The sequence below is a fragment of the Nocardioides pakistanensis genome (assembly GCF_054781215.1).
In genome coordinates, this window is record NZ_BAAGUV010000004.1 from 38,986 (window position 1) to 58,043 (window position 19,058).

The following is a 19,058-nucleotide window of genomic DNA, read 5'->3' on the forward strand; positions in this document are numbered from 1 at the left end:
CCGTCTGGAGAAGGGGTGCAGCTGGTGGAGCCAAGGGGACTCGAACCCCTAACCCCCTGCTTGCAAAGCAGGTGCGCTACCAATTGCGCCATGGCCCCGCGTGATGCGGCTGAGGAAGAAGGTCAGGCCTTCTTCACGCTGTCGGTGGCCTCGGCCCACAGTGCCTGCTCCTGCTGGCCGGCCTTGACCTTCTTGCTCGCGAACACCGCCGCGGCGGCGGCCAGGGCGAGAAGAACGAGCTTCTTCATTCCGGTTCCCTTCGTGGTTCGCGATGGGGATGGTGGGCCTAACTGGACTTGAACCAGTGACCTCTTCCTTATCAGGGAAGCGCTCTAACCGTCTGAGCTATAGGCCCGTGCGCGCCCGCTGGCGCCGCCGGGGAAGATTACCCCATCGGTGAGTCGGCGCCCAAACCGGGCCTCGACCCCTCGACCGGCTCTGGGCACCGCGACCGGTTGGATCAGTGCTCGTCCTCGGCGAGGGTCACCTCGAGGCCGCCGAGCAAGGTGGCCGAGAGGTTGTAGAGGAACGCACCGAGCGTGGCGATCGCGGTGATGAGTACGACGTCCACGACCGCGATGATCATCGTGAAGCCCATCACCCGGCTCGTCCCGACGTAGTTCTCCACGTCGAAGGCCTCCCCGGACTCACCACCGAGGACGTCCTGCACGGTGGCGTTGATGGAGTCCCACACGCCGGCCGCGCCGAGCACCGACCAGACGACCGCCACCGAGATCACGGTGACGATGCCGAAGGCCACCGAGAGCAGGAACGAGGTCTTCATCACCGACCACGGGTCCAGGTGGGTCATCCGGAGCCGGGCCTTGCGGGTCCGGGGCGGCCTGCCCGAGGACGTGGCCGCCGTACGCGACGCCGGCTCGGGGCGGCGACTGTCCGCGGCGCCGCGCACGGTCTCCGTGGCAGAGCTCACCGCTCCGGACACGCGTTCCCCGATCCGCTCGGTCACCGGGCGGCGGGCGCTCTGCGGTCCCGCCTGCCCGGCCCCGCCCAGGCTTCGCCGGGGCGCGAGCGGAGAGTCGTCGGTACGACGGTCGGCCATCAGGACTCCTCGGTCGGCGGATTGCCGGTCGGATCTGCTTCGGTGTGCTCATCGGACGGTACCGAGGCACCGTTCTCCTCGATTGTGGCACTGACCTGGTCAGCAGCGTCAGCGACCGCCTCGGCCTCGGCGTCGGCTGCCGCCTCGTCGATCTCGGCAGCCCGCTCCACCGAGCGAGCCACCACGCTCACCGAGTCGCCCGCCTTGAGCTTGACGAAGGTCACGCCCATCGTCGAGCGGCCCTTGGGCCGCAGCTCGTCGTTGATCGGGCTGCGGACCACCTGGCCGGAGGAGGTGACCGACAGGACCTCGTCGCCCTCCTCGACGATGAAGGCACCCACGAGGTTGCCGCGGTCGTCGTTCTGCTGCATGGCCTTGATGCCGAGGCCACCGCGCGACTGCAGGCGGTACTCCGAGATCCTGGTGCGCTTGGCGTAGCCGCCGTCGGTCATCGTGAAGACGTACTGCTCCTTGACCTCCGGCGACGCCTCGGCGCCACCGGCCGTGCCCTCGGCGGCCTCCTCGGCCGCGACCTGCTCGGCGCGGATCACCGACATCGACAGCAGCTCGTCACCCTCGCGGAACTTCATCCCGGTCACACCTGAGGTGGCGCGCCCCATCGGGCGGAGCTGGCTGTCGTCGGCGCGGAACCGGATCGACTGGCCCTTCTTCGACACGAGCAGGATGTCGTCGTCGGAGCTGACCAGCTCGGCGCCGATCAGCTCGTCGCCGTCCTCACGGAAGTTGATCGCGATCACGCCGGCCTGGCGCGGGCTGTTGTAGTCGGCCAGCGGGGTCTTCTTCACCAGGCCGTTGCGGGTCGCGAGCACCAGGTACGGCGCCTGGTCGTAGTCGCGGATCGCCAGCACCTGCGCGATCTTCTCGTCGGGCTGGAACGACAGCAGGCCGGCGACGTGGCCGCCCTTCGCGTCGCGGTTCGCCTCGGGAAGGTTGTAGGCCTTGGTGCGGTAGACCCGGCCTGCGGTGGTGAAGAACAGCAGCCAGTTGTGGTTGCTGGTCGCCATGAAGTGCTCGACGACGTCGTCGCCCTTCAGCGCCGCGCCACGCACGCCCTTGCCGCCCCGCTTCTGGGTCCGGTACAGGTCGGCGCGCGTGCGCTTGGCGTAGCCACCCCGGGTGATGGTCACGACGAGGTCCTCGTCGGGGATCAGGTCCTCCATCGACAGGTCGCCGTCGGCCGGGATGATCTGGCTGCGCCGCTCGTTGCCGAACTTCTCCACGATCGCGGTGAGCTCGTCGGAGACGATCTGCCGCTGGCGAGGCTCGTTGGCGAGGATGTCCTGGAGATCGGCGATGGTGCGCTCGAGCTCGGCGAGCTTGTCGATGATCGCCTGCCGCTCGAGTGCGGCCAGCTTCCGCAACTGCATGTCGAGGATCGCGCGGGCCTGCGTGTCGTCGATGTCGAGCAGCTGCATCAGCCCGGTGCGGGCCTCCTCCACCGTCTGGGAGGAGCGGATCAGCGCGATCACCTCGTCGAGCGCGTCGAGCGCCTTCACCAGCGCGCGCTGGATGTGCGCCTCCTCCTCGGCCTTGCGGAGGCGGTACCTCGTCCGGCGCTGGATGACCTCGATCTGGTGGGTGATCCAGTGCGAGATGAACTGGTCCAGGGTCAGCGTCCGCGGCACTCCGTCGACGAGCGCGAGCATGTTCGCGCCGAAGTTGGTCTGCAGCTCGGTGTGCTTGTAGAGGTTGTTGAGTACGACGCGCGCCACGGCGTCGCGCTTGAGCACGACCACCAGCCGCTGACCGGTGCGCGAGGAGGAGTCGTCGCGGACGTCCGCGATGCCCTGCACCTTGCCGGAGTCGGCGAGCTCGGCGATCTTCAGCGCCAGGTTGTCGGGGTTGACCTGGTAGGGCAGCTCGGTGATCGACAGGATCGTGCGGCCCTTGGCGTCCTCGTCGATGTCGACGACCGCACGCATCGTGACCGAGCCCCGGCCGGTGCGGTACATCTGCTCGATGCCCTGCTTGCCGACGATCAACGCGCCCATCGGGAAGTCAGGGCCGTGGACCCGCTCGAGCAGCGCGTCGAGCAGCTCCTCGCGCGTGGCGTCGGGGTGCTGGAGCGCCCACTGGACCCCGTCGTTGATCTCGCGCAGGTTGTGCGGCGGGATGTTCGTGGCCATGCCGACCGCGATGCCGGCCGACCCGTTGACCAACAGGTTGGGGAACCTCGCCGGCAGGATCACCGGCTCCTGGGAGCGCCCGTCGTAGTTCGGAGTGAAGTCGACGGTGTCCTCGTCGATGTCGCGGACCATCTCCATGGCCAGCGGCGCCATCTTGCACTCGGTGTAGCGCATCGCCGCGGCCGGGTCGTTGCCCGGCGAGCCGAAGTTGCCCTGGCTGTCGACCAGCGGGGCGCGCATCACCCACGGCTGGGCGAGGCGGACCAGGGTGTCGTAGATCGCGGTGTCACCGTGCGGGTGGTACTGACCCATCACCTCGCCGACCACGCGAGCACACTTCGAGAAGCCGCGGTCGGGGCGGTAGCCGCCGTCGTACATCGCGTAGAGCACCCGGCGGTGCACCGGCTTGAGGCCGTCGCGGACGTCGGGCAGCGCGCGACCCACGATCACCGTCATCGCGTAGTCGATGTAGGAGCGCTGCATCTCGACCTGCAGCTCGACGGGCTCGATCCGCCCGCCGGGGCCGTGCCCGCCCGGTCCTTCGATCGTGTTGTCAGTCACTGGTCATCTCTCTCATCGTGGTGCGGCCGGCTGGTGGTCACCAGGGCCGGCTCTCCCGCACGGCGTCCCCGGTCGCTTGGGCGGCGCGTCGGAGCGCTGAAGGCCCGCGAGGACGTCGTGGTGGTGCCGCGGTCGGATGACCGGCGTGCCCGGGGAGCGTCAGAGGGCTTGGCCGCGGCGGCCGCAGCAGTGGCGACCACAGCGTGAGCGTCCGGCCGACGCGCCGCCCCAGCGACCCGGGTACGCCGGGCAGGAGACCGCCCGGCGAAACAGCGTCTAGATGTCAAGGAACCGGACGTCCTTGGCGTTGCGCTGGATGAACGAGCGGCGCTGCTCGACGTCCTCGCCCATGAGCACCGAGAACATCTCGTCGGCCTGCGCGGCGTCCTCGAGCGTGACCTGGAGGAGCAGCCGGTTCTCCGGGTCGAGCGTGGTGTCCCACAGCTCGTCGGGGTTCATCTCGCCCAGACCCTTGTAGCGCTGGATCGAGTTGTCCTTCGGCAGCTTCTTGCCCTCCGCGAGCCCGGCCTTGATCAGGGCGTCTCGCTCGGCGTCGGAGTACACGAACTCGTGCTCGTGGGGCTTGTTCCACTTGATCCGGTACAGCGGCGGCTGGGCGAGGTACACGTAGCCGTGCTCGATGAGGGGCTTCATGAACCGGAAGAGCAGGGTGAGCAGCAGCGTGCGGATGTGGTGACCGTCGACGTCGGCGTCGGCCATCATCACGATCTTGTGGTAGCGCAGCTTCTCGATGTCGAACTCTTCATGGATGCCGGTGCCGAGCGCGGAGATGATCGCCTGCACCTCGTTGTTGGCCAGCACCTTGTCGAGGCGGGCCTTCTCCACGTTGAGGATCTTGCCGCGGATCGGCAGGATCGCCTGGGTGCGCGGGTCGCGGCCGCCCTTGGCCGAACCACCCGCGGAGTCACCCTCGACGACGAAGATCTCGCACTCCTCGGGGTTGGTCGACTGGCAGTCGGCGAGCTTGCCGGGCAGGCCGCCGCCACCGAGGAGACCCTTGCGGCTGCGGGCCAGGTCGCGCGCCTTGCGGGCCGCGATCCGCGCCGACGCCGCGGCCTGCGCCTTGCGGACGATGTCCTTGCCCTCGCCGGGGTTCTTCTCGAACCACTCGCCGAGCTGGTCGTTGACCACCCGCTGCACGAACCCCTTGGCCTCGGTGTTGCCGAGCTTGGTCTTCGTCTGACCCTCGAACTGCGGCTCGCCGAGCTTGATCGAGATGATCGCGGTCAGGCCCTCGCGGACGTCGTCGCCGGAGACCCGGTCCTCCTTCTTCTTGATCAGGCCCCACTCCTCGCCCCAGTTGTTGACGAGCGTGGTCAGCGCGGCGCGGAAGCCCTCCTCGTGGGTGCCGCCCTCGTGCGTGTTGATCGTGTTGGCGAAGGTGTGCACCGACTCGGTGAAGGTGGTGTTCCACTGCATGGCGATCTCGACGCTCATGCCGTTCTCGTTGGTCTGCGCCTCGAAGTCGATGATGCTCGGGTGCGCGGCCTGCTTGGTGCGGTTGAGGTGCTCGACGTAGTCGACGAGGCCGCGTTCGAACTTGAACCGCTGCTCGAGCACGCCACCGTCGACCTGGCGGATCGCGTCGCCGGTCGCCTGGTCGATCTCGGGGGCCACCGTGCCGTCCTCCACGGCCTCGGCGATCGCGCCGGAAGTCGCGCGCTCATCGCGTACGACGATCTCCAGGCCGCGGTTGAGGAAGGCCATCTCGCGGATGCGGTGGGTGATGGTCTCCAGCGAGTAGGTCGTGGTCTCGAAGATGTCGGGGCTGGCCCAGAAGGTGACCGTCGTGCCGGTCTCCTCGGTGGCCTCGAGCTGCTCGAGCGGGCCGTCGGGCACGCCGAGGCTGAACGTCTGCCGCCAGTGGTGACCGCGGTTGCGGACGTCGACCTGGAGCTTGCTGCTCAGCGCGTTGACCACCGAGACGCCGACGCCGTGCAGACCGCCGGAGACCTTGTAGCCACCGCCGCCGAACTTGCCGCCGGCGTGCAGCATGGTCAGCGCCATCGTCACCGCCGGCATCTCCTGCCCGGGCGCGGTGTCGGTGGGGATGCCGCGACCGTTGTCCTGGACGCGGATCCCGCCGTCGTCGAGCAGGGTCACCACGATCCGGTCGCAGTAGCCGGCCAGCGCCTCGTCGACCGAGTTGTCCACGATCTCCCACACGAGGTGGTGCAGACCGCGCTCACCGGTCGAGCCGATGTACATGCCCGGCCGCTTGCGAACCGCCTCGAGGCCTTCGAGGACCTGGATCGCCGAGGCGTCGTACTTGCCCTCCTCGACGGCGTGACCCGACCCTTCCGGGGCGAGCGCGGCGGCGGTCTCGGCGACCGCGTCAGCAGACGGCGTGGAGCTGTCTTCAGGAGCCACGGAGTTCTGTCCTCTTCGATCCACAGGGCCGCGGCGCGACCTGTCGGCCGGGGCACGGCGCGGCTGGTCACGGACGGCGATGACATGACGAAGGTCGGCCCAGACCAGGCTTCGACCCGACCGCCAGTCTACCCCGTGACGCGCCGATTTCGACGTGTCGGTCCACAGGAAACCGGGGTCGGTGGACGCAGGAGTGCTGTTTTGCGGCACGGAAGGGCAGTCGAGAGCGCCGCGGAGGGGTGGCGCCGGGTCCCCATACCGGCCCGACCGCCCTCGAGGCGTCCTGTGCGGCCTCAGGATCGGCGTTGTCCTCGGGCTCAGCCGTAGGTGTCGCGGGGTCCCCTGCCGTCGCGCACCGACCGCGGCCCCTTGCGCCAGGTGGGCCCGTGCGGCCCGAGCACGTCGATCACGGTGACCGTGCCGTCGCCGAGCTCCTCGTTGAGGCGCTTGACCACCGTGGCCGCCAGCAGGCGCATCTGGGTTGCCCATGCCGTGGAGTCGGTCCGGACCACGAGCTTGCCGTCGGCGTACGACTCCGGGCGGCAGTGCAGCCCCACCTCGCGACCGACCAGGGCCTCCCACCGCGAGAACACCCCGTGCACGCGCACATCGGTGCCCCAGCCCTGCTCCGCGATCAGCCGGCCGATGGTGCTGTCGAGCAGCTGCGGGTCGCGGTCGTCGGGAAAGGCGCCCGACGCCGCCGCGTCCGTGCGGCGTGGACGGCTGCCGGGCCGGGGAGGGGTACGACGGGCGGGGCGCTTGCTCCCGGCCAGCGACCGCGCGATGCTCCGGGCCAGGTCCAGGCCGGTCTCGTCGTGGTCCACCTCCGGCCGTGGGACGTCGTCCGCCGGATCGGGTACCCGGGCCGAGCGCGGGCTCGTGGGGTCCGGCTGAGCCGGCGGCGCGGTCTCCTCGGAGCCCTCGGGGCGGTCCGGAACCTCCGGGTCGCTACTCGTCACGGGTCACCGCCCCGTCCCCGACCGAGATCCGGGCGCCGGCCAGTGCCTCGGGGACGTCGGCGGGGACCGCCGCGGTGACCAGCACCTGCTCCGCGTCTGCGACCATCTCCGCGAGTCGCTGCCGCCGCTCGGTGTCGAGCTCGGCGAAGACGTCGTCGAGGATCAGGATCGGGTCGTCGCCGCCGGCCCGCAGCAGGTCGTAGGAGGCCAGCCGCAACGCCAGCGCGAACGACCACGACTCGCCGTGGCTGGCATACCCCTTGACCGGCAGCGGGCCCAGGGACAGCACGAGCTCGTCGCGGTGGGGTCCCACCAGCGAGATCCCGCGGTCGAGCTCGTCGGCCCGGCGACGCTCGAGCTCGGCGAGGATCACGTCGGCGAGCAGCTGGCGGTCGGGCAGCCGGCCGTCGTAGTCCCCGAGCTCGGCGGGCAGCTCGAACGACGAGCGGTAGGCCATCGTCGCGTCGTCCCGGGTGGCGCCGCGGGCCACCGCCTCGTAGGCCTTGGCCACCAGCGGCCGGAGGTCCTCGACCAGGGCCAACCGGGCGGCGAGCAGCTCGGCTCCGGTGCGTGCCAGGTGGGTGTCCCACACCGCGAGCGTCGACAGGGCGGACTCGCCGCGGCTGCTCGCCGACCCGCCGCGGCGACCGGCGCCGGCCGTCTTGAGCAGTGAGTTGCGCTGTCGCAGCACCCGGTCGTAGTCCGCACGCACGCCGGCGTAGCGGGGAGCGCGGAGGACCAGCAGGTCGTCGAGGAACCGGCGCCGGTCCGACGGGTCGCCCTTGACCAGGGCCAGGTCCTCCGGGGAGAACAGCACGGTGCGCACCATCCCCAGCAGCTCGCGGCTGCGGGGGAGCGGCGACCGGTTGATCCGCGCCCGGTTGGACCGGCCCGGGTTGATCTCGACCTCGAGCAGCGCCTGCCGCTCGTCGCGGACGACCAGGGCGCGCACGACGGCCTGGTCGGCACCGTGGCGGACCAGCGGCGCGTCGCTCGAGACGCGGTGTGAGCCCAGCCGGGCGAGGTAGTCGATCGCCTCGACCAGGTTGGTCTTGCCCTGCCCGTTGCGGCCGATGAACGCCGTGACCCCCGGCCCGAGCGGGACGTCGACCTCGGGGTAGGACCGGAAGTCGTGCAGGGAGAGGTGAGCGACGTGCACCGGGGGCTAGCTCTCCGACGGTTCGGTGCCCGAGCCGGCGCCGGCGGCACGGGACTCGGCGGACTGGTCCGGCGCATGGGTGGGCTCGGCCGCCCGGTCCACTCGCTCGTCGGAGGTCGGCGGCGCCTCGGTGTGCATGGCGTGGCCACCGAACTGGTTGCGCATCGCGGCCACCGCCTTCATCGCCGGGCTGTCGTCCTGGCGGGAGGAGAAGCGGGCGAACAACGCGGCCGCGATCGCCGGCATCGGTACGGCGTTCTCGATCGCCGCCTCGACGGTCCAGCGGCCCTCACCTGAGTCCTCGGCGTAACCGCGGATGCCAGCCAGGTCGGTGTCCTCGTCGAGGGCGGCGACCAACAGGTCGAGCAGCCAGGACCGGATCACCGTGCCCTCGCGCCAGGAGCGGAACACCTCCGTGACGTTGTCGACCATGTCGACCTTGTTCAGCAGCTCCCAGCCCTCGGCATAGGACTGCATGATGGCGTACTCGATCCCGTTGTGGACCATCTTCGAGAAGTGCCCGGCGCCGACCTTGCCGGCGTGCACCCAGCCGAACTCACCCTCGGGCTTGAGCGCGTCGAAGGCGGGCTGCACCTTCGCCACGTCCGCGGCGTCACCGCCCGCCATCAGCGCGTAGCCGTTCTCCAGGCCCCAGACGCCGCCGGAGACCCCGCAGTCGACGAAGCCGATTCCCCTGGCGGCGAGCAGCTCGGCGTGGACGAGGTCGTCGGTCCACCGGGAGTTGCCGCCGTCGACGACCACGTCACCGTGACCGAGGAGGTCGGCCAGGCTGCGGACGGTGTCTCGGGTCGGCTCTCCTGCCGGGACCATGACCCAGACCACCTTGGGGGAGGGCAACGCCTTGACGAGCTCCTCGAGGCTCTCGACGTCGCTGACGTCGGGGTTGCGGTCGTAGCCGACGACGGTGTGCCCCGCACGCCGCAGTCGCTCCCGCATGTTGCCGCCCATCTTGCCGAGGCCGATGAGTCCGAGCTCCATGTGCGTCCCTTCGCAGACCTGTGCTGACCGTCCCCGCCAGGCTACCCAGCGGGGGCGGGCCTACCCTGCCGGCCGAGTCCGGAGGGCGTGCCCGGCCGGCTCCGACTCAGGAGAGCAGGCGCCGCGGCATCAACAGGTAGCGGAAGTCGAGGTCGGCGTCGGCGTCCATCGAACCTGCACCGGCCATCACCGCAGGCTTCGAGGCCTGGGTGAACGCGAGCTCCACGATCGGCGCCTCGATCGCGCCGAGACCGTCGAGCAGGAACTGCGGGTTGAAGCCGGTGGTGATGTCCTCGCCCTCGACCGAAGCCTCGATCGACTCCGAGGCCTGCGCCTCGTCGCCGCTGCCCGCGTCGAGGGTGAGCACGCCGTCGCTGAACGCGAGCTGCACCGCGGTGTTGCGCTCGGCGACCAGCGAGACCCGCTTGACCGACTCGATCAGTGAGGCCTTGTCGACGCGGGCGATCGTGAGGTGCTCGCTGGGGAACAGCGTGCGGACCTTCGGGAACTCGCCGTCGAGCAGCCGCGTCGTCGTACGCCGCACCCCGCCACCGGCCGCGCCCTCGAAGCCGATGATGCCCTCGCCGCTGCCGCCACTGGACAGCGCGATGGTGACCTGGTTGCCGGCGGTCAGCGACTTGGCCGTGTCGGCCAGGACCTTGGCCGGCACCAGGGCGGCCGCGGAGGTGTCCGGGGTCGCCGGGTCCCAGGAGAGCTCGCGGTGGGAGAGCCGGAACCGGTCGGTGGCCAGCAGCGAGATGCTGTCGCCCTCGATCTCGATCCGGACGCCGGTCAGCACCGGGAGCATGTCGTCGCGGCCGGCGGCCACCACGGCCTGGCTGACTGCGGCCGCGAACACGTCGCTGGCGACGGTGCCGGCTGCAGCCGGCATGTCGGGCAGGCTGGGGTACTCCTCGACCGGCATCGTCTGCAGGCTGAACCGGGCCGAGCCGCAGATCAGCGAGACCTTGGCGCCGTCGATGCTCATCTCGACGGGCTTGTTGGGGAGGCTGCGGCAGATGTCGGCGAGCAGGCGGCCGGACACCAGCGCCCGTCCCTCGTCGGAGACGTCCGCCGGGACCGTGGCGCGTGCCGAGGTCTCGTAGTCGAACGTGGAGAGCACCAGGCCGTCACCGTCCGGCGCGGTCTCGATCAGCAGGCCGGCGAGGACCGGGACGCTCGGGCGGACCGGCAGGCTTCGAGCTGCCCAGGCGACGGCGTCGGCCAGGACGTCGCGCTCGACGCGGAACTTCACGTGTGTTCGCCTCCATGGGTCCAAGGGGTAGGGCCGCCGTGCGGGAGTGAATCCTGCCATGACCAGGCCCCACCCGGCAGGTGTAGTCGCTATCTCATCAAGGTGCACCGACACCCGGGCAGGCAGGGTCGAATGACAGAGAACTTGTGGTTCGTCCCCAGGCATCGGGCCGCATGGGTTTCCCGGGTCGAGGAGATGTCATGGGACTCATCGTGTTCGTAGCATCCGTGGAAACTGTGGAGAACCCGGATCTGCCCAGGTCGGAGCCGGTTTCGTCGTCCTCAACCCCTGTGGACCGCCCCTGGGCAAACTACACGTCCGATGTGGGCGGCGTTCTGTGGTTCGCAGCGGATCACATCTTCTCCACAGCCGATCCGCATGCGGAGCTTGTCGTTCCACACGGTCCTCCCCAGCTGTGGGGTACGCCGGTCAGGGCTGACGGGCCTGCTGCTTGATCCGGTTGGTGAGCTCGGTGACCTGGTTGTAGACGCTGCGTCGCTCGGCGAGGAGCTGGCGGATCTTCTTGTCCGCGTGCATCACCGTGGTGTGGTCACGGCCGCCGAACTGCTGGCCGATCTTCGGCAGCGAGAGGTCGGTGAGCTCACGGCACAGGTACATCGCGATCTGCCGGGCGGTGACCAGGACCCGGCTGCGGCTGGAGCCGCACAGGTCGTCGATCGAGAGCCCGAAGTAGGCAGCGGTCTGGGCGATGATCAGCGCCGCGGTGATCTCCGGCTCGCCGCCCTCGGGGATCAGGTCCTTGAGCACGATCTCGGCGAGCGTCAGGTCGACCGGCTGGCGGTTGAGGCTGGCGAAGGCGGTGACCCGGATCAGGGCGCCCTCGAGCTCGCGGATGTTGGTCTGGATCTTGCTGGCGATGAACTCGAGCACGTCCGGCGGGGCGGTCATCCGCTCCAGGGCCGCCTTCTTGCGCAGGATCGCGATCCGGGTCTCGAGGTCCGGCGGCTGCACGTCGGTGATCAGGCCCCACTCGAACCGGTTGCGCAGCCGGTCCTCGAGGGCGACCAGGCGCTTGGGTGCCCGGTCGGAGGTGATCACGATCTGCTTGTTGGCGTTGTGCAGCGTGTTGAACGTGTGGAAGAACTCCTCCTGGGTCTGGATCTTGCCCTCGAGGAACTGGATGTCGTCGATCAGGAGGACGTCGACGTCGCGGTAGCGGCGCTGGAAGGTGGCTGCCTTGTCGTCGCGGATCGCGTTGATGAACTCGTTGGTGAACTCCTCGGTGGAGACGTACCGCACCCGGGCGCCGTTGAAGAGGCTGCGCACGTAGTGGCCGATGGCGTGCAGCAGGTGGGTCTTGCCCAGACCGGAGTCGCCGTAGATCAGCAGCGGGTTGTAGGCCTTGCCCGGCGCCTCGGCCACCGCGACCGCCGCGGCGTGGGCGAACCGGTTGGACGAGCCGATCACGAAGCTCTCGAAGATGTACTTGGGGTTGAGCCGGGTCTCGAGGACGTTGCCCGGCGCGCTGGAGCGTGGTGCAGGGCCGGCCATGGGGCTCGGGGCATCAAGTGGATTTGTCGACAAAGCGATCTGTTGATTCGTCGAGGTACCTGCAGGAGTCGGCTCCTCGCGCTCGTAGCCCGGAGAGAACGGCGTCTGGGCGTCGCCCTCGTCGGCGTCGGGCTCGCTGCGGGTGAACCGCCCGGTGGGGGTGGGCTCGAGCTCGGGGTCGACGGTGACCGCGATGCGCACGTGCTGGCCGAGGGCCTCGGTGAGCGAGTCCTCCAGGCGGGTCCGCAGCCGCCCCTCGAGCTGGTTGCGGGTGAACTCGTCGGAGACGGCGATGATCGCGGTGTTCTCGTGGACGGTGACCGGTCGGCTCGCGGTCAGCCAGGCCCGCTGGTTGGGCGGCAGGTCCTCGATCAGGGCGGCCCACACCGTCGCCAGGTCCGACGCACCACGAGGGGGGTCAGGGGTCGTGCTCACCATGTCGTCCACGTGGTCTCCCACTCCAATCACACCGTTCACATCCGGCCCGAAACGGGCGGGTACCGCCTGGCCCGGGCGCCTGGGCCAAGGATGATGCAGCGCCCGCGGACAGCCGACCGTTTTCGGGCAAACGGCTCGGCGTGGATCTGGTCACCCCCGGGTTCCACACCTTTGTCCACAGGATGTGTATGCGGGATGTCCCGGTCCGGAATGGCATCCGGTCCGGCCCGGGATCGATCCTCCCCGACACCGTCTGCGCAGGTCAGAGCCGGTTTCCGATGTCGGACCCGAAGGCCGTGGGCACCGGGGACTGTCTCGGGGAAGCTGACCGCAGGGAGTCGCGAACGGCCATGACGCTAACAAGGCGGGCTCCTGTGGATCAACTGGTTGTCCACAGGCCCGGGGAGGGCTGGTGACCGAGGTCGACGGTGGGCGCAGCGTGGGCGGCGGGCCGCGGGTCACCGGGTGGTGACCGAGGGGCCGGTCCTCCGCCGCGCTCGGTTTGACCCTGTCCTGCGCCACCGCGTACCGTTGGGAGGTCGAACCGGAGTCGACCGGTGCCGCATGTCCATGGACGCTCAGCAGCAGCCGAGGTGCCCGTGGACGGGCGGTGCCAGCCGACCAGGCAATGCATCCCACCGCCGTCAGACCCGGTTCGAGATCGATCTCGTTCCATTTCCCCGACACCGGAGAGCACACCCGTGAGCAAGCGTACGTTCCAGCCGAACAACCGCCGCCGTCACAAGACGCACGGTTTCCGTCTGCGGATGCGGACCCGCGCCGGCCGCGCCATCTTGGCGTCGCGTCGTCGCAAGGGCCGCACCCGTCTGGCCGCCTGAGCGCTCTTCGCGTGCGTTGACTCCTCGGCCGCCCGTTTCGGGGGCCCGGTGCTGACCCGGGAGAACCGGCTCGCTGCGAGCGGGATGTTCTCCGAGGCGGTGCGCCGGGGTCGTCGGGCCGGGACCCGGACCCTCGTCGTCCACCTGCACCTCCTCGAGGGTGCGCAAGGACCGAAGGCTGGCTTCGTGGTGAGCAAGGCCGTGGGCCCCGCCGTGACGCGAAACCGCGTGAAGCGGCAACTTCGACACCTGACCCGGGAGCGGATCGGTTCGCTCCCGGGCTCTGCTGTGCTCGTGGTTCGTGCGCTCCCCCCGGCCGCCGCTGCGTCGTACGCCGAGCTCGGAGCGGACCTCGACGCCGCGCTCGATCGCGCGCTGAGCCGGATGCAGTCCCGCGCGGACGACACCCGGCGGGGGACGTTGCGCGTCCCCGCGAGTCGGGCGTGATGGCGTGAAGCACATCCTGATCGCTCTGCTGCGGGCCTACCGCTTCTTGATCAGCCCGCTCTACGGGCAGGTGTGCAGGTACCACCCGACGTGCTCCGCCTACGCGCTCGAAGCGGTCACCGTGCACGGCAGCGTGCGCGGGAGCTGGCTGGCGGCGCGCCGGTTGGCGAGCTGCCACCCGTGGGCCGCGGGTGGCTACGATCCGGTGCCCGGCACGGGCAAGGACTCCCCCGACTCCCACCAGAACAGACTCTAGGAGCCTGAGTGTTCGACTTCTTCGGCGACATCGGCAGCTTCATCATGGCGCCGCTGTACTGGATCACCTCGGTGATCCTGACCGGTTTCCACAGCCTGTTCGGCAACGTCTTCGGGGATGACTCGGGCTGGGCCTGGGTGTTGTCCATCGTCGGTCTGACCCTGGTGATCAGGGCGGCGCTGATCCCGCTGTTCGTCAAGCAGATCAAGTCGAGCCGCAACATGCAGCTGCTCCAGCCGAAGGTGAAGGAGCTGCAGAAGAAGTACGGCCACGACCGGGAGCGGCTCGCCCAGGAGACGATGGCGCTCTACAAGGAGACGGGCACCAACCCGTTCGCCTCGTGCCTGCCGATCCTGCTGCAGATGCCGATCTTCCTCGCGCTGTTCCGGTTGCTCGACCGCGCCGCGCACGGAGACACCCGCGGCGTGCTCACCACGGAGCAGGCCACCTCGTTCGGCAACTCGGAGATCTTCGGGGCCAAGATCTCCAACACGTTCCTGGCCGCCGAGGGCGACATGACCGTCCGGGTGCTGGCGCTCTCGCTGGTGCTGGCGATGACCGCGACCACCTTCCTCACCCAGCGGCAGCTGATGAGCAAGAACATGCCGGCCGACGCGATGAGCGGTCCTTACGCGCAGCAGCAGAAGATGCTGCTCTACGTGCTGCCGGTGGTCTTCGCGGTCGGCGGCATCGCGTTCCCGATCGGTGTGCTGATCTACTGGACCACGTCGAACCTGTGGACCATGGGCCAGCAGTTCTACGTGATCCGGAACAACCCGGCGCCCGGCACCCCGGCGGCCGAGGCGAAGCTGGCGCGCGACGCCCACAAGGCCGCCAGGAAGGGCCTGCTGCCCGAGGCCTCCCCGGAGCAGCCCGCGGTGGAAGAGGCGCCGGGGGGCGAGCACAGGCCGGCCGCGAGACAGCAGCCGAAGAAGCAGCCGCGAAGCCAGCGCAAGAAGAAGTCCGGCGGGCAGCCGCGGCGCGACACCGGCTCCGGCCCCGATCAGAAGGGTCCCGGCTCGGCTGAGCCGGACGCCAACTGATCGCTCACCGAGCCACCGAGACTTTCCCAGAGCAAGGAGTAACCGTGACCGACCAGACGCCTCAGCAGGATGCGGCCGACGACGAAGGCCGCAAGAGCCGGATCGAACTGCTCGAGCAGGAGGGTGAGATCGCCGCTGACTACCTCGAGGAGCTGCTCGACATCGCAGACCTCGACGGTGACCTGGACATGGACGTGGAGGGCGACCGCGCGGTCGTGTCGATCGTCGGCGCCGACCTCAGCCAGCTGGTGGGTCGCAACGGCGAGGTCCTCGAGGCTCTGCAGGAGCTCACCCGTCTCGCGGTGTACCGGGAGACCGGCGAGCGCTCGCGACTGATGCTGGACATCAGCGGCTACCGTGCTCGGAAGCGGGCCGAGCTCGAGCAGCTTGCTGCGGAGACCGCGGCTGAGGTGAAGGAGACCGGCGAGGCCATCGAGCTTGACCCGATGACCCCGTTCGAGCGCAAGGTGGTGCACGACGCCGTGGCCGCCGCCGGGCTCAAGTCGGAGTCGGAGGGCGTCGAGCCTCGTCGCTACGTGGTCGTGCTGCCCGCGTGAGCCGGCGCGGCGGAGCTTGTCGTGGGTGACGAAGACACCTCTGTTTCACGTGAAACACCCCCACCGCCCTCGGCGGTGGGGGTGTTCGCGCAAACCCTTCCGACTGCCGCCCGCTACGCGTCGCTGCTCGCGGACCAGGGCGTCCTCCGTGGTCTGATCGGGCCGCGGGAGGTGCCACGCCTGTGGGAGCGCCACCTGGTCAACTGTGCCCTCCTCGGTCGGGCGATCGAGCAGGGTGTGGACGTGTGCGACGTCGGGTCCGGGGCCGGGCTGCCGGGTCTGGTCCTCGCGCTAAGCAGGCCCGACCTGCAGGTGACGTTGGTCGAGCCGCTGCTGAGGCGGACCACGTTCCTCCAGGAGGCCGTCGAGCTCCTGGAGCTGGGCAACGTCGAGGTGGTCCGCGGTCGAGCGGAGGAGCTGCACGGCCGGCGCGAGTTCACCGTGGTGACGGCTCGCGCGGTGGCACCGCTCGACAGGTTGCTGGGCTGGTGCATGCCCCTCGTCCGCGAAGGGGGCGAGCTGGTGGCGATGAAGGGGTCCACGATCGACGCCGAGATCGCGGAGGCGGAGAAGGTTCTCAAGCGGGTCGGTGGCAGCGACGTTCGCGTGGAGAAGTACGGTGAGGAGATCGTGGACCCACCCACGGTGGTTGTCCGGGTCAGGGCCGGGAAGCCGTCCACTCTCGGGACCGGAGTGCGGAGCTCGACGGACGGCAGCCGACGTAGGCCGACACGAAGCCGTAAGGGGAGAGGATTTTGATGACTCCCGAGGCAGTGCCGTTCCGAAGAGAACGCGGCTCGGTGGCCGGGAGTGGCGGGTGCGCGTCGGGCCTGGGCTGGCCCATTCTCGATCGTCGTCGATCCGCGGCCGGGCTGGGCTGGCCTGTGGACGAGCATGACCCGGATTTCACGCTCAGCAGGCCTAGTTACCCACACAATCCACAGCCTCGTCCACACCCAGATCTGTCCGATTCGCGACGTCCCGTTTCACGTGAAACCATGTCGCACGAAGCTGAGGGCGACTCTGCACCTGGGCGCTCCGTTTCACGTGAAACAGGACTGGCCGATGAGCAGAGCATGCGTCGCACGACCGAGGAGAGCAGCGTGACCGAGCCGCCGATGGACGCCAGCCGTTTCGGCCCCTATCCGGCTCCCGGCACTCCGGGGGTCCGAACCGCCGCCGAGGTTGCGGAGGGAGTCGTCTCCCTTGCGGACGACTCCACCCCCATGGCGAAGGCCGTTGCGCACCAGCTTCTGGTGAAGCAGGGTCGCCGGCTGAGCGACCCGCTTCCACGTCCCGAGAGTCCGAGGATCATGGTGGTGGCGAACCAGAAGGGCGGCGTGGGCAAGACGACCTCGACGGTCAACATGGCCGCAGCCCTCGCCCAGCACGGGCTGCGCGTCCTGGTGATCGACCTCGACCCTCAGGGCAACGCGTCCACCGCGCTGTCGATCGAGCACCACCGCGGCACACCGTCGACCTACGACGCGCTGGTCGACGGCGTCCCCCTCGCGGAGATCGTCCAGCCCAGCCCGGAGGTCGCGGGTCTCTTCGTGGTCCCGGCGACGATCGACCTGGCCGGCGCGGAGATCGACCTGGTCTCGATGGTGGCCCGGGAGAGCCGGCTGCGGAAGGCGATCCACGCCTACCCCCTGGTGAACACCGATGGCGAGGACCGACTGGACTACGTGTTGATCGACTGTCCACCGTCACTCGGACTGCTCACGCTGAATGCACTCGTGGCCGGCGACGAGATGCTGATCCCGATCCAGGCGGAGTACTACGCGCTGGAGGGTCTGGGTCAGCTCCTGGAGACGGTGGAGATGGTCAAGGCGCATCTCAACCCCGAGCTCGTGGTGAGCACGATCTTGCTGACCATGTACGACGCGCGGACCCGGCTTGCCGCCGGCGTCGCCGACGAGGTGCGCAGCCACTTCGGAGACCAGGTGCTGCGGACCGCGATCCCGCGGTCGGTGCGTGTCTCGGAAGCGCCGAGCTACGGCCAGACCGTGATGACCTACGACCCCGGCTCGCCAGGGGCACTCAGCTACCTGGAGGCGGCGCGGGAGATGGCACTCAGAGGAGCACAGCGATGACACAGCAGCGACCGGGACAGCGACGCGGACTCGGCCGTGGACTGGGCTCCTTGATCCCTACGGCGCCGCCCGCGCCTGATCACGGCGCTCGCGAGGGTCACGACGCGGCCGGGCAGGCGGTTACCTCGCCCGGCGATGTCGCCGCGGAAGCCGGATCGCCGGGCGCGGACGCGGCCGAGGACAGCCGAGGGCTGCCGGAAGGTCTGGCCCCGGTGGAGGGCGCCTACTTCGCCGAGCTCGAGGTCGCCCGGATCACGCCGAACCCACGTCAGCCGCGGCAGGTCTTCGAGGAGGAGGCGCTCGCGGAGCTGGTGCACTCGGTGAAGGAGGTCGGACTGCTCCAGCCCGTGGTGGTGCGCCGGGTCGGTGAGGACCGCTACGAGCTGATCATGGGCGAGCGGCGGTGGCGGGCCACCCAGGAGGCGGGACTGAGCAGGATCCCGGCGATCGTCCGGGACACCAGCGACGACGCGATGCTCCGCGACGCGCTCCTGGAGAACCTGCACCGATCCCAGCTCAACCCGCTCGAGGAGGCGGCCGCCTACCAGCAGCTGCTCGACGACTTCGGCTGCACACACGAGGAGCTGGCGTCGCGGATCGGGCGGAGCCGTCCCCAGATCAGCAACACCCTCCGGCTTCTCCGGCTGTCCCCGGCGGTGCAACGCCGGGTTGCGGCCGGCGTGCTGTCGGCGGGCCACGCCCGTGCCCTGCTGTCGGTGGAGAACCCGGAGACCCAGGACCGCCTCGCCGGCCGAGTGATCTCCGAGGGCATCTCTGTCCGGGGCCTGGAGGAGATCGTCGCCGTCGGCGACCTCGGCTCGGACGAGAAGCCGAAACCGCGCCGACGCAAACCCCACGCGCCCGCACTCGACGACCTGGCTGCTCGGCTCTCCGACCGGCTGGAGACCCGAGTCAAGGTGGACCTGGGCAAGACCAAGGGCAAGATCACCGTCGAGTTCGCCTCGATCCCCGACCTCGAGCGGATCGTCGACATCCTCGACCCGCGCTCGGGCGAGACGAACGAGCGACCGTAACGACTTGACGATCTAACGATTTAGATGCAAATCGCTTTGTCGACAAATATCGCAACAGAATGTTTCACATGAAACCCTCTGCGGATCCGGCGAGGTCCGAAGCGCGAGGCGCGACCGCTCATCCGCGAAGGGGAGCCCCGGCCGCGGCATCGGCGGCTCAGCGGGCCTCCCAGACGCGCTCCGCGACCGCCAATGTGGCGCCAGGCAGGCTCGCGTAGCCCAGTCTCACCCTGCGTGCCAAGACCCACGGCGCCTTTCGCGTGGGCGTGCAACCCCAGGGGGGAAGTGCCACCGGAGCGCCGAGC

The 19,058-nt window shown here is 69.6% G+C and carries 16 protein-coding genes, 2 tRNA genes and 1 pseudogene; 8 read left to right on the forward strand and 11 right to left on the reverse strand.

Annotated elements, in window-relative coordinates; translation table 11 throughout:
• Positions 1 to 22 precede the first annotated feature (22 nt).
• The 11 genes and pseudogenes from ACYVIH_RS01615 to dnaA form a co-directional block, all read right to left on the reverse strand.
• Positions 23 to 98 (reverse strand) — tRNA-Ala (locus ACYVIH_RS01615).
• A 24-nt stretch (positions 99 to 122) separates the two neighbouring features.
• The gene (locus ACYVIH_RS01620) at positions 123 to 248 is read right to left on the reverse strand and encodes a DLW-39 family protein (RefSeq protein WP_460865221.1); all 126 of its coding nucleotides are present in this window, start codon (positions 246 to 248) and stop codon (positions 123 to 125) included.
• A 30-nt stretch (positions 249 to 278) separates the two neighbouring features.
• Positions 279 to 355 (reverse strand) — tRNA-Ile (locus tag ACYVIH_RS01625).
• A 105-nt stretch (positions 356 to 460) separates the two neighbouring features.
• Positions 461 to 1,060: a DUF3566 domain-containing protein gene (locus ACYVIH_RS01630; RefSeq protein WP_460865224.1), complete on the reverse strand. Its 600-nt coding sequence runs from the start codon at positions 1,058 to 1,060 to the stop codon at positions 461 to 463.
• Positions 1,060 to 3,768: a DNA gyrase subunit A gene (gene gyrA / locus ACYVIH_RS01635; protein WP_460865227.1), complete on the reverse strand. Its 2,709-nt coding sequence runs from the start codon at positions 3,766 to 3,768 to the stop codon at positions 1,060 to 1,062. Before gyrA ends, ACYVIH_RS01630 begins: the two co-directional genes overlap by 1 nt.
• Positions 3,769 to 4,044: 276 nt before the next feature.
• On the reverse strand, positions 4,045 to 6,159 hold the full coding sequence (gene gyrB, locus ACYVIH_RS01640) for a DNA topoisomerase (ATP-hydrolyzing) subunit B (RefSeq protein ID WP_460865229.1): 2,115 nt from the start codon (positions 6,157 to 6,159) through the stop codon (positions 4,045 to 4,047).
• A 317-nt stretch (positions 6,160 to 6,476) separates the two neighbouring features.
• Entirely contained in the window at positions 6,477 to 7,118 is a 642-nt protein-coding gene (locus ACYVIH_RS01645) for a DciA family protein (RefSeq protein ID WP_460865231.1), read from the reverse strand.
• Positions 7,108 to 8,277, reverse strand: a complete 1,170-nt coding sequence (gene recF / locus ACYVIH_RS01650) for a DNA replication/repair protein RecF (RefSeq protein ID WP_460865233.1) — start codon at positions 8,275 to 8,277, stop codon at positions 7,108 to 7,110. The genes ACYVIH_RS01645 and recF overlap by 11 nt, the downstream gene beginning before the upstream one ends.
• 6 nt (positions 8,278 to 8,283) lie before the next feature.
• A pseudogene (gnd, locus tag ACYVIH_RS01655) lies at positions 8,284 to 9,303 on the reverse strand (phosphogluconate dehydrogenase (NAD(+)-dependent, decarboxylating)); the annotation flags it as partial.
• Positions 9,304 to 9,382: 79 nt separating this feature from the next.
• Positions 9,383 to 10,531: a DNA polymerase III subunit beta gene (gene dnaN, locus ACYVIH_RS01660; protein ID WP_460865235.1), complete on the reverse strand. Its 1,149-nt coding sequence runs from the start codon at positions 10,529 to 10,531 to the stop codon at positions 9,383 to 9,385.
• 429 nt (positions 10,532 to 10,960) lie between these two features.
• Positions 10,961 to 12,481 carry a chromosomal replication initiator protein DnaA gene (gene dnaA, locus ACYVIH_RS01665; RefSeq protein WP_460865724.1) on the reverse strand — a complete coding sequence of 507 codons (1,521 nt, stop codon included), beginning with the start codon at positions 12,479 to 12,481 and terminating at the stop codon, positions 10,961 to 10,963.
• A 701-nt stretch (positions 12,482 to 13,182) separates the two neighbouring features.
• On the opposite strand from dnaA, the gene rpmH reads away from it, so the two are divergent.
• The 8 genes from rpmH (at position 13,183) to ACYVIH_RS01705 (ending at position 18,753) form a co-directional block, all read left to right on the forward strand.
• Positions 13,183 to 13,320, forward strand: a complete 138-nt coding sequence (rpmH, locus tag ACYVIH_RS01670; protein WP_460865236.1) for a 50S ribosomal protein L34 — start codon at positions 13,183 to 13,185, stop codon at positions 13,318 to 13,320.
• Between the two features lie 48 nt (positions 13,321 to 13,368).
• Positions 13,369 to 13,767 carry a ribonuclease P protein component gene (rnpA, locus tag ACYVIH_RS01675; RefSeq protein WP_460865238.1) on the forward strand — a complete coding sequence of 133 codons (399 nt, stop codon included), beginning with the start codon at positions 13,369 to 13,371 and terminating at the stop codon, positions 13,765 to 13,767.
• A gap of 4 nt (positions 13,768 to 13,771) precedes the next feature.
• Positions 13,772 to 14,023 carry a membrane protein insertion efficiency factor YidD gene (gene yidD, locus ACYVIH_RS01680; protein ID WP_460865240.1) on the forward strand — a complete coding sequence of 84 codons (252 nt, stop codon included), beginning with the start codon at positions 13,772 to 13,774 and terminating at the stop codon, positions 14,021 to 14,023.
• An 8-nt stretch (positions 14,024 to 14,031) separates the two neighbouring features.
• A complete protein-coding gene (gene yidC, locus ACYVIH_RS01685) occupies positions 14,032 to 15,066 on the forward strand; it encodes a membrane protein insertase YidC (RefSeq protein WP_460865243.1) in 1,035 nt (344 codons plus the stop codon).
• A 101-nt stretch (positions 15,067 to 15,167) separates the two neighbouring features.
• A complete protein-coding gene (locus tag ACYVIH_RS01690) occupies positions 15,168 to 15,623 on the forward strand; it encodes a Jag family protein (RefSeq protein WP_460865726.1) in 456 nt (151 codons plus the stop codon).
• 81 nt (positions 15,624 to 15,704) lie between these two features.
• Positions 15,705 to 16,382, forward strand: a complete 678-nt coding sequence (rsmG, locus tag ACYVIH_RS01695; RefSeq protein ID WP_460865245.1) for a 16S rRNA (guanine(527)-N(7))-methyltransferase RsmG — start codon at positions 15,705 to 15,707, stop codon at positions 16,380 to 16,382.
• A gap of 467 nt (positions 16,383 to 16,849) precedes the next feature.
• On the forward strand, positions 16,850 to 17,719 hold the full coding sequence (locus tag ACYVIH_RS01700; protein WP_460865729.1) for a ParA family protein: 870 nt from the start codon (positions 16,850 to 16,852) through the stop codon (positions 17,717 to 17,719).
• Positions 17,716 to 18,753: a ParB/RepB/Spo0J family partition protein gene (locus ACYVIH_RS01705; protein WP_460865248.1), complete on the forward strand. Its 1,038-nt coding sequence runs from the start codon at positions 17,716 to 17,718 to the stop codon at positions 18,751 to 18,753. Before ACYVIH_RS01700 ends, ACYVIH_RS01705 begins: the two co-directional genes overlap by 4 nt.
• Positions 18,754 to 19,058 lie beyond the last annotated feature (305 nt).

Excerpts from the sequence above, each read along its gene's own strand:
- ACYVIH_RS01705 (WP_460865248.1), top strand. The coding sequence starts at position 17,716 with ATGACACAGCAGCGACCGGGACAGCGACGCGGACTCGGCCGTGGACTG.
- ACYVIH_RS01630 (WP_460865224.1), bottom strand. The coding sequence starts at position 1,060 with ATGGCCGACCGTCGTACCGACGACTCTCCGCTCGCGCCCCGGCGAAGC.
- ACYVIH_RS01620 (WP_460865221.1), bottom strand. The coding sequence starts at position 248 with ATGAAGAAGCTCGTTCTTCTCGCCCTGGCCGCCGCCGCGGCGGTGTTC.
- ACYVIH_RS01700 (WP_460865729.1), top strand. The coding sequence starts at position 16,850 with ATGGCGAAGGCCGTTGCGCACCAGCTTCTGGTGAAGCAGGGTCGCCGG.
- dnaA (WP_460865724.1), bottom strand. The coding sequence starts at position 12,481 with ATGGTGAGCACGACCCCTGACCCCCCTCGTGGTGCGTCGGACCTGGCG.